This window comes from Mesorhizobium loti CJ3sym (assembly GCF_000472785.1).
Classification (GTDB): domain Bacteria; phylum Pseudomonadota; class Alphaproteobacteria; order Rhizobiales; family Rhizobiaceae; genus Mesorhizobium; species Mesorhizobium loti_E.
The window spans coordinates 1-14,276 of sequence record NZ_AXAL01000023.1 but is presented as its reverse complement, the minus strand read 5'-3'; the positions used below and the strand labels follow the sequence as shown (position 1 = coordinate 14,276).

Below are 14,276 nucleotides of genomic sequence, written 5' to 3'. Positions count from 1 at the left end.
GCGGCCCGGCCTACTCGGCCGCCAGCCTGTCCGCCGAGCCATATGTCGCCTCGTAGAGCGCGCGCTGGCGGCTGAGCGCCACCATCGTGTTGCGCAGCAGGATCGCCACCGTGATCGGGCCGACACCGCCCGGCACCGGCGTGATCCAGGAGGCGACCTCGCGCACGCTCTCTGTGTCGACATCGCCGACGATGCGGCTCGTGCCGTCTGGTCCGATCTCGGAATTGATGCCGATGTCGATGACGGCGGCACCGGGCTTCACCATGTCGGCCTTGATCAGCCGCGGCTTGCCGATCGCAACGAACAGCGCATCGGCGCGCCGCGCATGGGCGGCGACCGAGCGCGTCATGTGGTGGCAGACCGTCACCGTCGCGCCTTCGCTCATCAGCAGGAAGGCGATCGGCTTCCCAACAATTTCCGAATGGCCGACGATGACGACTTCCAGTCCCTTGAGGCTGAGCCCAGTTTCCTTGAGCAATTCGACCGAAGCCGCCGCCGTACAGGGCGCCAGATCCAACTGGTTGTAGACGATGTTGCCGATCGAGGCCGGATGCATGCCCTCGACATCCTTGAGCGGATGGACGGCCGCCTGCAGCGTCCTGATCGGAATATGGGCGGGAACAGGCCGCTGGATGATGATGCCGGTGACGCGCGGATCGGCGTTCAGCCCGTGGATGGCTGCTTCCAGTTCGCCTGCGGTGATGGTGGCAGGAAAACGCCGCTCCTCGAAGTCGATGCCGGCGAGCTGGGCCTTGGCGCGCTGGTTGCGCACATAGACGTCAACCGCAGCGGTGTCGCCGACGGTGATCGAGATCAGCTTGGGCGGAAAACCTTCTGCTTTTGCGATTGCCGCATCATCGCGTACGGCAGCGATTATGCGCTGGGCAACCGGGCCGCCCTTCAGGTAGCGGCTATCTTCGGACAGGGACATTGGTGAACTCGTTGGTCTTGTTGGCGCCGACATAGCAAAGAACAACGAAAATGGCAGCACGAAAGCGAACCGCCATGCCTCTGGCGCGACGTTCGGGCGCAGTCTGGCCTCTACTGGGCTGAGCTCTGCTCGAAAACGGAAAGGGCAGCACGGCTTCCCGCACTGCCCTTCCTGACTGACCGCATCCCCATACGGCCCGTCCCCCGTTATCCCTTAGACTGGCTCCGAAAAGCTCAATGCTTTGCCGGCCAAGTGATTCGTTACAGCTCTTATATCACTTCGACCGTGGTTCCGACATTGACCCGTTCATAGAGATCGACCACGTCTTCGTTGCGCATGCGGATGCAGCCCGACGACACCGCGCCACCGATGGTCCACGGCTGGTTGGTGCCGTGGATACGGTACTCGGTCGTGCCGAGATAGAGCGCACGCGCACCGAGCGGGTTCTCCATGCCGCCGGCCAGATAGGTCGGCAGATAGCGCCCCTTGGCGGCTTCGCGCTTGATCATCTCCGCTGGCGGACGCCAGTCCGGCCACTCGCGCTTGTTGGTGATCTTGTGCGTGCCCGACCACTCGAAGCCAGGCTTGCCGGTGCCGACGCCATAGCGCCGCGCCTTGCCGTTCTTCTCGATGAGAAACAGGAAATTCTGCGTCGTGTCGATGACGATCGTGCCCGGCTTCTGCGTGCCGTCATAAGCGACTTCCTGCGGCAGGTAGATCGGGTTGATCTGCGGACGCATGACCATGCGCTTGGCTGGTGCCTGCACGGCCGCCGTCTGCAAACGGTCTGGCTGCGCCGGTTGCGCGGTGCGCAGGCGCGGCTGTTGCTGCACGATTTGACGGTTCTGCCGCACGATGCCGGGCGCCCGGCCAAGCTGCAGCACCCAGGGAGCGGATAGATCGGGGCTTACCATTACAGGCGGCCTGTCGGCATAGCGGTCGCCAGCGGCGGAAGGCGTGACGCCGGCAAACACAGCCGCGGCGCCGAGCACGGAAAACAAGACTCTCTTCATCGGGAACGCACCTTGATCGTCTGACAAAACCGGGTGGAAACGATGCTCCGGTTCAGCGATCATTGGCGCGCAAGCAGCAACCGAAACATGAATCGGAATGCGTAAAATGCGGTTCTGTCAGTAAACCTTTTGGTGTGGTTACCGCCGGGTTCAGGAATCTGGTAAAGCCGCGGTAAATACAGCGCAAAGCGCATTAACGGATGGATTTTTGCGAATGAGCAATGAAAACACCGGCCTGCTCGCCGGTCCCGACGGTGTCGCGCGCTGCTTCTGGCACGGCAATCTGCCCGACTATCTGCACTACCATGATCATGAATGGGGCCGGCCGATGGCCGACGACCGCAGGCTGTTCGAAAAGATCTGCCTCGAAGGCTTTCAATCGGGCCTGTCGTGGCTGACCATCCTGCGCAAGCGCGAGAATTTTCGCGAGGCCTTCGCCGGCTTCGACTACGACAAGGTCGCCGCCTTCACCGACAAGGATGTCGAGCGCCTGCTCGGCAATGCCGGCATCATCCGCCATCGCGGCAAGATCGTCTCGACCATCAACAACGCCAGGCGAGCCCGCGAGATGGTCGACGAGTTCGGCTCGCTGGCGGCCTGGTTCTGGAAGTTCGAACCCGGCAAGGAGGAGCGGCCCAAGGTCGTTGATCTCGCCCATCTGCGCGCCAACCCGACGACGGCGGTTTCGACCCGGATTTCGAAGGAATTGAAAAAGCGCGGCTGGAGTTTTGTCGGTCCGACCACGGTCTACGCCTTCATGCAGGCCATGGGGCTGGTCAACGACCATCTCGAAGGCTGCGTCTGCCGAAAAGAGGTCGAGAAGGAACGGAAGGCGTTCAAACGGCCGAAGTGAGGTCTCAGGTGCCGTTGGTGCTGGCCAGGAACAGCCCGGCGACGATCGCAGCCACCGTGGCGACCGTCGGATAGATCACCAGCAGGCCGGTCACCAGGGCGTCGCGCAGGGAAGACCCCTTGCCGGTGTCTTCAGGTACGTCGAATGGTCCGGCAGCCTGGCCAACCATTTTCGGCGCATGGGTGTCCGCCGGGCGCAGCCGCGCAGGCAATTCGCCGGCATCGCTGTTGGCATGGAATTTTGCTGCGCTGGTCATGTCCCGAACCCCTTCAAGTCCTGTGCTATATCGGCCGAGATTGTGTCGGCACGATGCCGCGCTCATGGCGGGATTGTTTCATTTTCGGTGCGTTTTTGTTTCAAGGAAGTTCGGGTGGTGCTGGGGGCCGACACTTGCCGCTCCGGGCTGCATCGGTTAGGAAACGCGCGCTGCGGAATGGGAATTTCCTGTCCACGCAACGTCAAGAAACACCGGGTGCTCATCTCATGGCCGACAAATCGGAAAAGACGAAAGCGCGGCTGCCGCGCGGTTTTGCCGACCGCAGCGCCGAGGACATCCGCGCCGTCGAGAAGATGATGGCGACGATCCGCTCGGTCTATGAGCTCTATGGTTTCGAACCGGCCGACCAGCCGCTGATCGAATACACCGATGCGCTCGGCAAATTCCTGCCCGACCAGGACCGGCCGAATGAAGGCGTTTTCTCCTTCCAGGACGATGACGACCAGTGGCTGTCGTTGCGCTACGACCTGACCGCGCCGACGGCCCGCTTTGTCGCCGAGAATTACGAACGCCTGCCAAAACCCTATCGCAGCTACCGCTCCGGCTGGGTGTTCCGCAACGAGAAGCCCGGCCCCGGCCGCTTCCGCCAGTTCATGCAGTTCGACGCCGACACGATCGGCACGCCCGGCGTCGCCGCTGATGCCGAGATGGCGATGATGATGGCCGACGTGATGGAAGCGCTCGGCATCAAGCGCGGCGACTACGTCATCCGCGTCAACAACCGCAAGGTGCTGGACGGCGTGCTGGAGGCGATCGGCCTTGGCGGCGAGGAGAACGCCGGACGCCGGCTGACGGTGCTGCGCGCGATCGACAAGCTGGACAAGCTTGGGCCGGAAGGCGTGAAGCTTCTGCTCGGCCCGGGGCGCTGGGATGGCGGCAAGGAAGGCGAGGGCGACTTCGCCAAGGGCGCCGGACTGAACAACGGGCAGGCCGAGGCGGTTCTTCTCGCTACGGCGAGGAATACACAAACCGGTCAGGATTCCATGGTCAGTTCGAACGCGACCTATCAGGAAGGCGTCGGCGAACTCGCGACAATCGAAGCCCTGGTCCGGGCGGCGGGATACGATGAAGATCGCATCGCCATGGACCGCTCAGTTGTGCGCGGCCTCGAATATTACACTGGCCCCGTCCTCGAGGCCGAACTGCTGGCCGAAATCCCCAATGAGGACGGCCAGATCGTGCGCTTCGGCTCGGTTGGTGGCGGTGGCCGCTATGACGGCCTTGTTTCCCGCTTTCGTGGCGAACCGGTGCCGGCAACGGGGTTCTCCATCGGCGTTTCGAGGCTGATGACGGCGCTGAAGAACCTCGGCAAGCTCGACAGCACCGATGTGATCGCGCCGGTCGTCGTGCTGGTGATGGACAAGGACACCGATAGCCTCGGCCGCTACCAGAAAATGGTCGGCGAACTGCGCGCCGCCGGCATCCGCTCCGAAATGTATCTCGGCGGCGCCGGCATGAAGGCGCAGCTCAAATATGCCGACCGCCGCAACTGCCCGGTCGCAATCATCCAGGGCGGCGACGAGCGCGCCAAGGGCGAGCTGCAGATCAAGGATTTGATCGAAGGCGCGCGCATGTCGGCTGAAATCACCGACAACGCGGAGTGGCGGGCGGCGCGCCCGGCACAGGTGACGGTGGCGGAAAGTGAATTGGTCGCCGAGGTGAAGAAGATTCTGGCGGCGCAGACAGCTGATCGCGCGAAAGGTGGCGCTTGAACACCCCCCTCTGGCCTGCCGGCCATCTCCCCCTCAAGGGGGGAGATCGAATGTCGCGTATGCCTTCGCCAATCTTCAACGTTCTGGAAAAGGCGCTGCGTTTTAAGCTGCTGATCTCCCCCCTTGAAGGGGAGATGGCCGGCAGGCCAGAGGGGGGGGCCTCGCGCCCAACCTCTCCATGACCTCCCGCTACCCCACAATATCAGCCGACATCACCAGCCTCTTCGCCACGCGCAACACCCATGCGGTCGAGGTCGCCATCCTGCAGCCGGCCGACCCGTTCCTCGACATGGCCGGCGAGGATCTGCGCCGCCGCATCTTCCTCACGGAAAGCGAGACCGGGCAGACACTGTGTTTGCGGCCGGAATTCACCATTCCGGTCTGCCTCGACCACATAAGTTCGCAGGCCGGCACGCCGCGCCGTTATTCCTATTTGGGCGAGGTGTTTCGCCAGCGCCGCGAGGGCGGCAATGAATTCTTCCAGGCCGGTATCGAGGATCTCGGCGATCGCGACACGGCGCAAGCCGATGCCCGCTCGGTGGCCGACGCGCATGCGCTGCTGGCGCTGGTGCTGCCTGGCCAGCCGCTGGCGATCACGCTTGGCGACCAGACCATTTTCGAAGCCGTGCTCGCCGCCCTTGGCCTGCCGCGTGGCTGGCGCATGCGGCTGGCGCGCGCCTTCGGCTCGGCGCCGATGCTGCAGGCGGCACTCGCCGATCTTGCCAACCCGCCGCGCAACAGCCAGCTTTCCGGCGAAGTCGCCACCCTTGTGCTTGACGGCGATCTCGAAGGGCTTTCCGCCCACATCGCCGGTGGCATGGAGGAGGCCGGCCTGTCGGCCTCCGGCGGGCGCTCGCCATCGGACATTGCGCGGCGATTGATCGAGAAAGCCGAGCTGCGCAGTGTGCGACTGTCGAACGAGGCCTTCCCGGCGCTGAAGAATTTTCTGGCGATCGACGTGCCGCTGGATGGTGCGGCGCAGGCGCTGGAGACCTTTGCGACCGGTGCCGGGCTATCGCTGGGTGCGGCGCTGGAGAAGTTCGCGGCCCGCGCCAGGGCGATCGAGGCACATGGCTTGCCGGCGGCAAAGATCCGCTACGACGCCGCCTTCGGCCGGCCGCTCGACTACTACACCGGCGTGGTCTTCGAAATCGCGGTGCAAGACGGCGAGCGTCCTTTGGCCGGCGGCGGTCGTTACGACCGGCTGCTGACCCTGCTTGGCGCCAAGACAGCCATCCCCGGCGTCGGTTTTTCCGTCTGGCTCGACCGCATCGAGGCGTTGCGGGAGACGGCACCATGATCACGCTGGCGATCCCGTCGAAGGGCAGGCTGAAGGAGCAGGCGCTGGAGGTGCTGGCCAAGGCTGGCCTCGCCATCAGCTTGCCGGGTGACGAGCGCAAATATCACGCCCGCGTCGAAGGCCTGGACACTGTCGAGGTCGCCTTCCTGTCGGCTTCCGAAATAGCGGGCGAGATCGGCCAGGGCGCGGTCGATCTCGGCATCACCGGCGAGGATCTGGTGCGGGACAATCTCGCCGACTGGGAGACCCGCGCCGAGATTGTTGCCCGTCTCGGCTTCGGCCATGCCGATGTCGTGGTGGCGGTGCCGGAGATCTGGCTCGATGTCGACACCATGGCCGATCTCGATGATGTCGCCGCCGATTTCCGTCAGCGCCATGGCAGGCGGCTGCGCATCGCCACCAAATACTGGCGGCTGACCCAGCAATTCTTTTCGCAAAAACACGGCATCCAAGTCTATCGCATCGTCGAGAGCTTGGGCGCCACCGAAGGCGCGCCCGCGGCCGGGCTTGCCGATGTCATCGTCGACATCACCTCGTCGGGCTCGACGCTGCGCGCCAACCATCTCAAGGTGCTGGGCGACGGCGTCGTGCTGAAGTCGCAGGCCTGCCTTGTGGCGTCGAAGAAGACGCGTGCGGCGGCGGATGAGGCGCTCGTGCGCGACATCGCTGCGAAGATGGGCGCGGCGGTCGCATAGCAATCCCTCCCTCGAGGGCAGCGCTATGGCGTGTGAGAGGCCCCCTCATCCGGCCGCTTCACGTCCACCTTCTCCCCGAGGGGAGAAGAGGCTTGCGTCAACGCTGGCGCCTCGTCTCCCCTCGGGGAGAGGTCGGGTTGCCCCGAATTGCTCTTGCAATTCGGTTGGCAATCCGGGTGAGGGGGCCTTCTTATCCTTCAACTCTATCGGCGGGTTTCCACCTTTCCGCCGGGCTGATAGGTTGGCTTATCCCGGGAGGAGACGGCGATGGCGATCAATCTCGACGAGCTCAAGAACGCCACCAATCTGCGTAGCCGCGGCGCGCGCGCCGGCGGCGTCTTTATCGCACCCGTCGATGGCAAGGCGCATGTCTCCGGCGAGCGCACGCCGCCGCTGCTCGACAAGACAATCCCCGCGCTCTTTTCCGACACCGCCAGCAAATACGCCACGCAGGATGCCGCCGTCTTCGTCGGCCAGGACAAGCGCTTCACCTGGAGCGAACTGTCCGACACGGTGGATGCACTGGCCGCCGGCTTCCTGGCGCTCGGCTTGGAAAAAGGCGACCGCGTCGGCATCTGGTCGCCCAACCGCTGGGAATGGCTGGTGACGCAGTTCGCCACCGCCCGCATCGGCTTGGTCCTGGTCAACATCAACCCGGCCTACCGGCTGACCGAGCTGGAATATGCGCTGAACAAGGTCGGCTGCAAGGCGCTTGTGACAGCCGCCAAATTCAAGACCTCGGACTATCTCGGCATGATCGAGACGCTGGCGCCGGAGATCGCCAAGGCCACACCCGGCAAGCTCAAGGCGCAAAAACTGCCTGACCTGAAGATCGTCATCCGCATGGGCGAGGACAATTCGCCCGGCATGTTCAATTTCGCCGATGTGCTGGCCATGGCCGGCCGCGACGAGCATGACAGCCTCGACCGCATTTCCGAAGGGCTGAAGCCCGGTGATGCCATCAACATCCAGTTCACCTCGGGCACGACAGGCGCGCCCAAGGGCGCGACGCTGACGCATTCCAACATCGTCAACAATGGCAATTTCGTCACCTCGGCGATCAAGCTCACCGTCGACGATCGGCTCTGCATCCCGGTGCCGCTCTATCACTGCTTCGGCATGTCGATGGGCACGATGGGCTGCGTGTCGAAGGGCGCGACCATGGTGTTCCCGGGCGAGGGCTTCGACCCCGGCGCGACGCTGAAAGCCGTGACGCAGGAGCGCTGCACCGGGCTCTACGGCGTGCCGACCATGTTCGTCGGCATGCTCGACGATGCGGATTTCGCAAGCTTCGACCTCTCCAGCCTGCGCACCGGCATCATGGCCGGCTCGCCATGTCCGATCGAGGTGATGAAGAAGGTGGTGTCGCTGATGCATATGTCTGAAGTGACCATCGCCTACGGCATGACCGAGACCAGCCCGGTCTCCTTCCAGAGCGGCGTTGACGATCCCTTGAAAAAGCGCGTCTCGACGGTCGGGCGCATCCATCCTCATGTCGAGGTCAAGGCTATCGACGCCGACGGCGCAACTGTCGCCGTGGGTGCACCTGGCGAACTCTGCACACGCGGCTATTCCGTCATGAAGGGCTACTGGGACGACGAGGAAAAGACCCACGAGGCGATCGACAGCGACGGCTGGATGCACACCGGTGACCTCGCCACGATCGACGCCGAGGGCTATTGCAACATTGTCGGCCGCGTCAAGGACATGGTCATCCGCGGCGGCGAGAACGTCTATCCCCGGGAGGTCGAGGAATTCCTCTACCGCCACCCCAAGGTCAGGGAAGTGCAGGTGTTCGGCATTCCCGACCAAAAGTATGGCGAGGAGCTGTGCGCCTGGATCGTGCTCAAACCCAACCAGATTGCCACCGAGCAGGAGATCAAGAACTTCTGCGCCGGCCAGATCGCCCACTACAAAATCCCCCGCCACATCCGCTTCCGCACCGAATTGCCGATGACGGTAACCGGCAAACCGCAGAAGTTCCTGATGCGCCAGGCGATGGTGGAGGAGCTGGGGCTGGTGGTGCAGAAGACGGCTTGAGGGGGAGGCGCCTCCTTGCGCGCCAGGAGCGGACAGACTGTGCGCAGAATTCCAACGTCTTATTTGAGCCGGAAGCGGATGGTCCGGTTCTGGGACGACCTAGCGAGAAAGGTGCCATTCCGCTGGCGCCCCATCTTGGCCGCAACGACGTCGCTTGCCGTTGCCGGAAAACAACTGCGGCGCCGCGTCGGCCCCCTTGCGCCAGCACCTGCCTCTTGACGCTTTCAGCCGTGATACGCTCCTACCAATCGGTCATCAGGGTGTGGCTGAAGGCGGGTGACGAGCGTGGCGAGTTTGGCTTGACGGTGTGTGTCAAAGGAATCCTGAATCCTTTAAGTTGCGACTAGCCCTAGCCCGGTGGCGAGGCAGCCACAGGATGGACATTTCAGCGCATATGGAAAATGATCATGTTGCCATGCACAACATTGCAGTGCTCTGATCTCGAAGAGAAGCCTGAGTGTAGAAGCGGATCAACCGACCTCCGGGTCCTAGCGAGTGGGGACGCAAATGGACACCCCCGAGAATGGGCAATTGCATCGCGACGCAGGCGGGCGACCCCGTCGATCGGCCGGCTGGCTTGCCCGCGCCGCCGTGTCGGCGGCATTCCTACTCGGCATGGCTTTCAGCAGCACCGCGTTTGCGCAGGACCAGCAGCTACCCGTGGTGACGGCGGCCAAACCGGTGGTCCGTGAAATCGTCGAAGACGACGAGTTCGTCGGGCGCTTCGAAGCCGTCGACCAGGTCGCCATCCGTTCGCGCGTCGGCGGCTATCTGGACAAGGTCAGCTTCCAGGACGGCGCACTGGTCAACAAGGGCGACCTGCTCTTCACCATCGACCAGCGTCCTTACCAGGCGGCTTATGATGCCGCCAAATCGCAAGTGGACGTCGCCCAGAGTCTGCTCGAATTCTCCAAGATGCAGCTGGACCGCGCCGACGAACTCGCCAAGACCGGCAATATCTCAACCGCGACGGTCGACGACCGGCGGCGGGAATACCTTTCGGCGCAGGCGCAGATGCAGGGCGCGACGGCTGCGCTGACGACGGCCAGCCTGAACTTGGAATTCACCGAGATCAAGGCGCCCTTGTCCGGCCGCATCGACCGCCGGCTGGTGTCGGTCGGCAACCTCGTGCAGCCGGATTCCACCTTGCTGACGACCATCGTCACGCGCGATCCGATCGACTTCTATTTCGACGTCGATGAGCGCTTGTATTTCAGCTACGCCCGCGACGCGAAGACGCGTGGCGGCAGTATGCAGGAAGGTGCTGGCGGGCTCGAGGTGGCGGTTCGCGTCGCCGACCGCGCGGAGGCGGTATTCAAAGGCAAGCTCGATTTTGCCGAGAACCGGATCGACAACGCGACCGGCACCATGCGGGTGCGTGCGAGGTTTCCCAACGCCGACGGCATTCTCCAGCCAGGCATGTTCGGGCGCATCAACGTGCCGGGGTCGCTGCCGCATGGCGGCGTGCTGGTGCCCGACGAGGCGATCGGCGCCGATCAGGATCGCCGCATCGTGTTCCTGGTGGATGAGGCCGGGATGGTGTCGGCGAAGCCCGTGCGCACCGGCCCGCTCCTCGACGGCTACCGGGTGATCCGCTCGGGCCTAACCGGCAACGAGACGATCATCGTCAACGGGCTGATGCACGCCAGGCCCGGCACCAAGGTGAAGGTCGAGATGGTGACGTTGCCACCCAAGGTCGAGACCGCCGGGTTGCAGCAATGAGGTTCGCACATTTCTTCGTCGACCGTCCCATCTTCGCATCGGTCGTTTCGATCGTCCTGCTGATCCTCGGCGGGATTGCCTATACCCAGCTGCCGGTCGCGCAATATCCCGAGATCGCGCCGCCGACCATCGTCGTTCGCGCGCAGTATCCAGGCGCCGACGCCGAGACGGTCGCAGCGACGGTAGCAACGCCGATCGAGCAAGAGATCAACGGCGTCGAGGGCATGCTCTACATGTCGTCATATTCGTCGGGCGACGGGGCGATGGCGCTGACCATCACCTTCAAGCTGGGCACCAATCTCGACCAGGCGCAGGTGCTGGTGCAGAACCGCGTGTCGGTCGCCGAGCCGCGCCTGCCCGAAGAAGTCCGCCGCCTCGGCATCACCACCACCAAGAGCTCACCCGACCTGATGATGGTCGTGCACATGCTGTCGCCCGACAATACCTACGATCAGCTCTACGTCTCGAACTACGCCCGCTCGCGGGTGCGCGACATACTGCTCAGGTTAGACGGCGTCGGCGACCTCATCATCTTCGGCGAACGTGAATATTCGCTGCGCATCTGGCTCGATCCGGAAAAACTGTCCGCCCTGGGGATGACCTCGGGCGATGTGGTGCAGGCGCTGCGCGACCAGAACGTCCAGGTATCGGGCGGCTCGATCGGCGCGCCGCCGACCAACATGGGCACGGCGTTCCAGTACACGGTCACCACGCAAGGCCGTTTCAACGACGCACGCGACTTCCGATACGTGATCGTCAAATCGACCGACGACGGCCGCCTGATCTCGCTGCAGGACGTGGCGCGCATCGAGCTCGGCGCCAAGGACTACGTCACCAACTCCTATCTCAACGGCAAACCGGCAGTGGCGCTCGCCATCTTCCAGCGGCCGGGCACCAATGCGCTCGCCGCAGCGGCGGCGATCCAGGACAAGATGAAGGAGCTTTCCAAAGACTTCCCGAAGGGATTGAGCTACGACATCGTCTACAATCCGACCGAGTTCGTCGCCGAGTCGATCCGGGAAGTCTACAAGACGATCCTCGAGGCGATGGTGCTGGTCATCATCGTCATCATCGTCTTCCTGCAATCGTGGCGCATGGCGGTCGTGCCGATCGTGGCGATCCCCGTGTCGCTGATCGGCACGCTGGCGGTGCTTTACGGCGCCGGCTTCTCGCTCAACATGCTGACGCTGTTCGGCCTCGTTCTGGCGATCGGCATCGTCGTCGACGATGCGATCGTCGTGGTCGAAAACGTCGAGCGCAACATCGCAAGAGGGCTGGCACCCAATCCGGCGGCGCACCTGACCATGGACGAAGTCGGAACGGCGGTCATCGCGATCTCGCTGGTGCTGATAGCCGTGTTCATACCGACAGCCTTCATCCCCGGCATTTCCGGGCAGTTCTACCTGCAGTTTGCGATCACCATCGCGGTGTCGACGGCGATCTCGGCATTCAATTCGCTGACGCTTTCGCCTGCGCTGGCCGCACTGCTGTTCAAGCCGCATCACGCCGCGGCGGCGCCGTCGCGCTTTTTCCTGGCGCGGTTCGGACGGGCGCTCGCCGACGGCTTCAATCGCGGCTTCGACAGGCTCGCCCATTGGTATTCGAGCATCATCCGCGTGCTGGTCCGCTCGTGGATAGCGATCGCAGCCATGCTGACCGTTTTCGCGTCCCTCATCTGCGCCACGGTCTACATGGTGCAGGCGGTGCCGCGCGGTTTCATTCCGTCGCTCGACCAGGGCTATGCGATCGTCGTCGTCCAGTTGCCGGACGGCGCCTCGCTGTCGAGGACCGATGCGGTCATCCAGCAGGCGTCGCAGATCATCCAGAAAACGCCAGGCGTCGACTACGCAGTCGCCTTCGCCGGCTTCTCCGGCGCGACCTTCACTAACGCCAGCAACCAGGGCGTGATCTTCGCCAGGTTTAAGCCATTTGACGAGCGGCTGAAAGCCGGCCAGTCGGCGACCCAGGTCATCGGCAATCTGTTCGGTAGCCTGCAAAGCATCAAGGAGGCCTTCATTATCGCACTGCCGCCGCCGCCGATCCGCGGCGTCGGCAATGCCGGCGGCTTCAAGCTGCAGATCCAGGAGCGCAACAGCGCCGACATGCGGCAGATCCTGGCGCTTGCCTACGAAATCGCCGGCAAGGCCAACAAGACGCCGGGGCTGGCCGGCGTGTTCACCACGTTCTCCGCGTCGAGCCCGCAATTCTTCCTGGCGATCGATCGCGACAAGGCGCGCATCCTGAACGTGCCGATCCCCAACATCTTCGAGACGCTGTCGATCAATTTGGGCACCGCCTACGTCAACGACTTCAACGCTTTCGGGCGCGTCTACCAGGTGCGGGCGCAGGCCGACCAGGCGTTCCGCCTCGATCGCGCCGACATCTTGAAACTGAAGGTGCGCTCGGCGACCGGCGCGCTGGTTCCGCTCGGCACGTTGATCGAGATTCGCGACGTCACCGGCCCGGCGCTGGTCCAGCGCTACAATATGTATGTCTCGGTGCCGCTGCAGGGCAACGCCGCGCCCGGCGTTTCCACGGGCGAGGCGCTGGCATTGATGGAAGGGATCACGGCAAAGACGCTGCCGGCCGGTACGTCCTATGAATGGACCGAGCTCGCCTATCAGGAGCGCAACACCGGCAATGCCGCTGTCTATATCTTCGGACTGTCGGTGCTGTTCGTGTTCCTGGCACTGGCGGCGCAATATGAAAGCTGGGTGCTGCCGTTCGCCATTGTGCTGGTGGTGCCGCTCGGCGTGCTCGCGGCGTTGATCGGCGTGTCTTTGCGAGGGCTGGACAACAACATCCTCGTGCAGATCGGCCTCATCGTGCTGATCGGGCTTGCCGCCAAGAACGCGATCCTGATCGTCGAATTCGCGCGGCAGGCGCAGGAACGGGGCCTGTCGGTCGCCGAGGCTGCCGTCGAAGCCTGCCGGCTCAGGCTGCGGCCGATCCTGATGACCGCCTTCGCGTTCATCCTCGGCGTCGTGCCGCTGATGATCGCAACGGGCCCGGGCGCGGAAATGCGCCAGTCGCTCGGCACCGCGGTGTTCTCCGGCATGCTCGGCGTCACCTTCGTCGGCTTGTTCCTGACGCCGGTGTTCTACGTCACGCTCAGGTCGCTGTTTTCACGGCGCAAGCCCCGTGCCGAGGCGGAGCCTTCGGGGCCGGCCGAGGCGCCATCGGAGGCGGCCGCCGAGTAGGGTTACGAATTCGCCGCGACCGCGCGAACGGCGACGTTTCTTCCTTCCTGGCGAAGGCGAGGTCGGCGATTGTCCGAACTAACGTCGGCCCAACCTCGACGGCTGGTGTCGCTGCCGTTACGACTATACGCTTGAACCCCCCATAACGGTCATTCGCCCGAGTCGTTCTCAAACGACTACATTTGGCGCAACCGCGACCTTCGGAGTCCTCGCTTTGCGATGTCTGCTTTCACGGCGCGGCGAAGCTGATCTCTGTGGCCGAGATCAGGCGCAAAGCTACCGTTCACGTCATGGCAGACCTAGGCTCAGGACTCATTGATCAGAGCCAGAAGATTACGGTTGCAGCGATGCAGATCGCGGACATGAAGGTGTGGGCGCAGCGGTCATAGCGTGTGTGGATGCGCCGCCAGTCCTTGAGCCTGCCAAACATGTTCTCGATCTTATGGCGGCTTTTGTAGAGCAAGGTGTCGTGCGGGATCGGCAGATTGCGGTTGGCTTTGGACGGGATACAGGCGACTATGCCGCGCTTGGCC

At 63.7% G+C, this 14,276-nt stretch carries 11 protein-coding genes; 7 read left to right on the top strand and 4 right to left on the bottom strand.

Annotation, left to right across the window (positions count from 1 at the left end; translation table 11 throughout):
* Nucleotides 1-10: 10 nt before the first annotated feature.
* The gene (locus A3A9_RS0127040) at nucleotides 11-931 is read right to left on the bottom strand and encodes a bifunctional 5,10-methylenetetrahydrofolate dehydrogenase/5,10-methenyltetrahydrofolate cyclohydrolase (protein WP_027061428.1); all 921 of its coding nucleotides are present in this window, start codon (nucleotides 929-931) and stop codon (nucleotides 11-13) included.
* Between the two features lie 269 nt (nucleotides 932-1,200).
* Entirely contained in the window at nucleotides 1,201-1,944 is a 744-nt protein-coding gene (locus A3A9_RS0127035) for a L,D-transpeptidase (protein WP_027061427.1), read from the bottom strand.
* A gap of 214 nt (nucleotides 1,945-2,158) precedes the next feature.
* Between A3A9_RS0127035 and A3A9_RS0127030 the strand changes: the two genes are divergently transcribed.
* The gene (locus A3A9_RS0127030; protein ID WP_027061426.1) at nucleotides 2,159-2,797 is read left to right on the top strand and encodes a DNA-3-methyladenine glycosylase I; all 639 of its coding nucleotides are present in this window, start codon (nucleotides 2,159-2,161) and stop codon (nucleotides 2,795-2,797) included.
* A 4-nt stretch (nucleotides 2,798-2,801) separates the two neighbouring features.
* Here A3A9_RS0127030 and A3A9_RS0127025 read toward each other — a convergent pair whose 3' ends face one another.
* A complete protein-coding gene (locus A3A9_RS0127025) occupies nucleotides 2,802-3,053 on the bottom strand; it encodes a hypothetical protein (RefSeq protein WP_027061425.1) in 252 nt (83 codons plus the stop codon).
* Nucleotides 3,054-3,280: 227 nt separating this feature from the next.
* On the opposite strand from A3A9_RS0127025, the gene hisS reads away from it, so the two are divergent.
* The 6 genes from hisS to A3A9_RS0126995 all read left to right on the top strand — a co-directional run bounded on the left by hisS (nucleotide 3,281) and on the right by A3A9_RS0126995 (nucleotide 13,743).
* Nucleotides 3,281-4,786, top strand: a complete 1,506-nt coding sequence (gene hisS, locus A3A9_RS0127020; RefSeq protein WP_027061424.1) for a histidine--tRNA ligase — start codon at nucleotides 3,281-3,283, stop codon at nucleotides 4,784-4,786.
* A gap of 178 nt (nucleotides 4,787-4,964) precedes the next feature.
* Entirely contained in the window at nucleotides 4,965-6,086 is a 1,122-nt protein-coding gene (locus tag A3A9_RS0127015; RefSeq protein ID WP_027061423.1) for an ATP phosphoribosyltransferase regulatory subunit, read from the top strand.
* A complete protein-coding gene (gene hisG / locus A3A9_RS0127010) occupies nucleotides 6,083-6,781 on the top strand; it encodes an ATP phosphoribosyltransferase (RefSeq protein ID WP_027061422.1) in 699 nt (232 codons plus the stop codon). Before A3A9_RS0127015 ends, hisG begins: the two co-directional genes overlap by 4 nt.
* 267 nt (nucleotides 6,782-7,048) lie before the next feature.
* Nucleotides 7,049-8,821, top strand: a complete 1,773-nt coding sequence (locus tag A3A9_RS0127005; RefSeq protein ID WP_027061421.1) for an AMP-binding protein — start codon at nucleotides 7,049-7,051, stop codon at nucleotides 8,819-8,821.
* Nucleotides 8,822-9,436: 615 nt separating this feature from the next.
* Nucleotides 9,437-10,543: an efflux RND transporter periplasmic adaptor subunit gene (locus tag A3A9_RS0127000; RefSeq protein WP_051371202.1), complete on the top strand. Its 1,107-nt coding sequence runs from the start codon at nucleotides 9,437-9,439 to the stop codon at nucleotides 10,541-10,543.
* Nucleotides 10,540-13,743 (top strand): efflux RND transporter permease subunit, encoded by a 3,204-nt coding sequence (locus A3A9_RS0126995; protein ID WP_027061419.1) that lies wholly within the window; start codon nucleotides 10,540-10,542, stop codon nucleotides 13,741-13,743. Before A3A9_RS0127000 ends, A3A9_RS0126995 begins: the two co-directional genes overlap by 4 nt.
* A 319-nt stretch (nucleotides 13,744-14,062) precedes the next feature.
* Here A3A9_RS0126995 and A3A9_RS0126990 read toward each other — a convergent pair.
* The coding region (locus A3A9_RS0126990) for a transposase (protein WP_027061418.1) at nucleotides 14,063-14,276 on the bottom strand (214 nt) is incomplete at its 5' end.

What these genes read in the sequence shown, in the direction of transcription:
- A3A9_RS0126995 (WP_027061419.1), top strand. Translation starts at nt 10,540, where the DNA reads ATGAGGTTCGCACATTTCTTCGTCGACCGTCCCATCTTCGCATCGGTC.
- A3A9_RS0127015 (WP_027061423.1), top strand. Translation starts at nt 4,965, where the DNA reads ATGACCTCCCGCTACCCCACAATATCAGCCGACATCACCAGCCTCTTC.
- A3A9_RS0127025 (WP_027061425.1), bottom strand. Translation starts at nt 3,053, where the DNA reads ATGACCAGCGCAGCAAAATTCCATGCCAACAGCGATGCCGGCGAATTG.
- A3A9_RS0127005 (WP_027061421.1), top strand. Translation starts at nt 7,049, where the DNA reads ATGGCGATCAATCTCGACGAGCTCAAGAACGCCACCAATCTGCGTAGC.
- A3A9_RS0127035 (WP_027061427.1), bottom strand. Translation starts at nt 1,944, where the DNA reads ATGAAGAGAGTCTTGTTTTCCGTGCTCGGCGCCGCGGCTGTGTTTGCC.
- A3A9_RS0127000 (WP_051371202.1), top strand. Translation starts at nt 9,437, where the DNA reads ATGGCTTTCAGCAGCACCGCGTTTGCGCAGGACCAGCAGCTACCCGTG.
- hisS (WP_027061424.1), top strand. Translation starts at nt 3,281, where the DNA reads ATGGCCGACAAATCGGAAAAGACGAAAGCGCGGCTGCCGCGCGGTTTT.
- A3A9_RS0127030 (WP_027061426.1), top strand. Translation starts at nt 2,159, where the DNA reads ATGAGCAATGAAAACACCGGCCTGCTCGCCGGTCCCGACGGTGTCGCG.
- hisG (WP_027061422.1), top strand. Translation starts at nt 6,083, where the DNA reads ATGATCACGCTGGCGATCCCGTCGAAGGGCAGGCTGAAGGAGCAGGCG.
- A3A9_RS0127040 (WP_027061428.1), bottom strand. Translation starts at nt 931, where the DNA reads ATGTCCCTGTCCGAAGATAGCCGCTACCTGAAGGGCGGCCCGGTTGCC.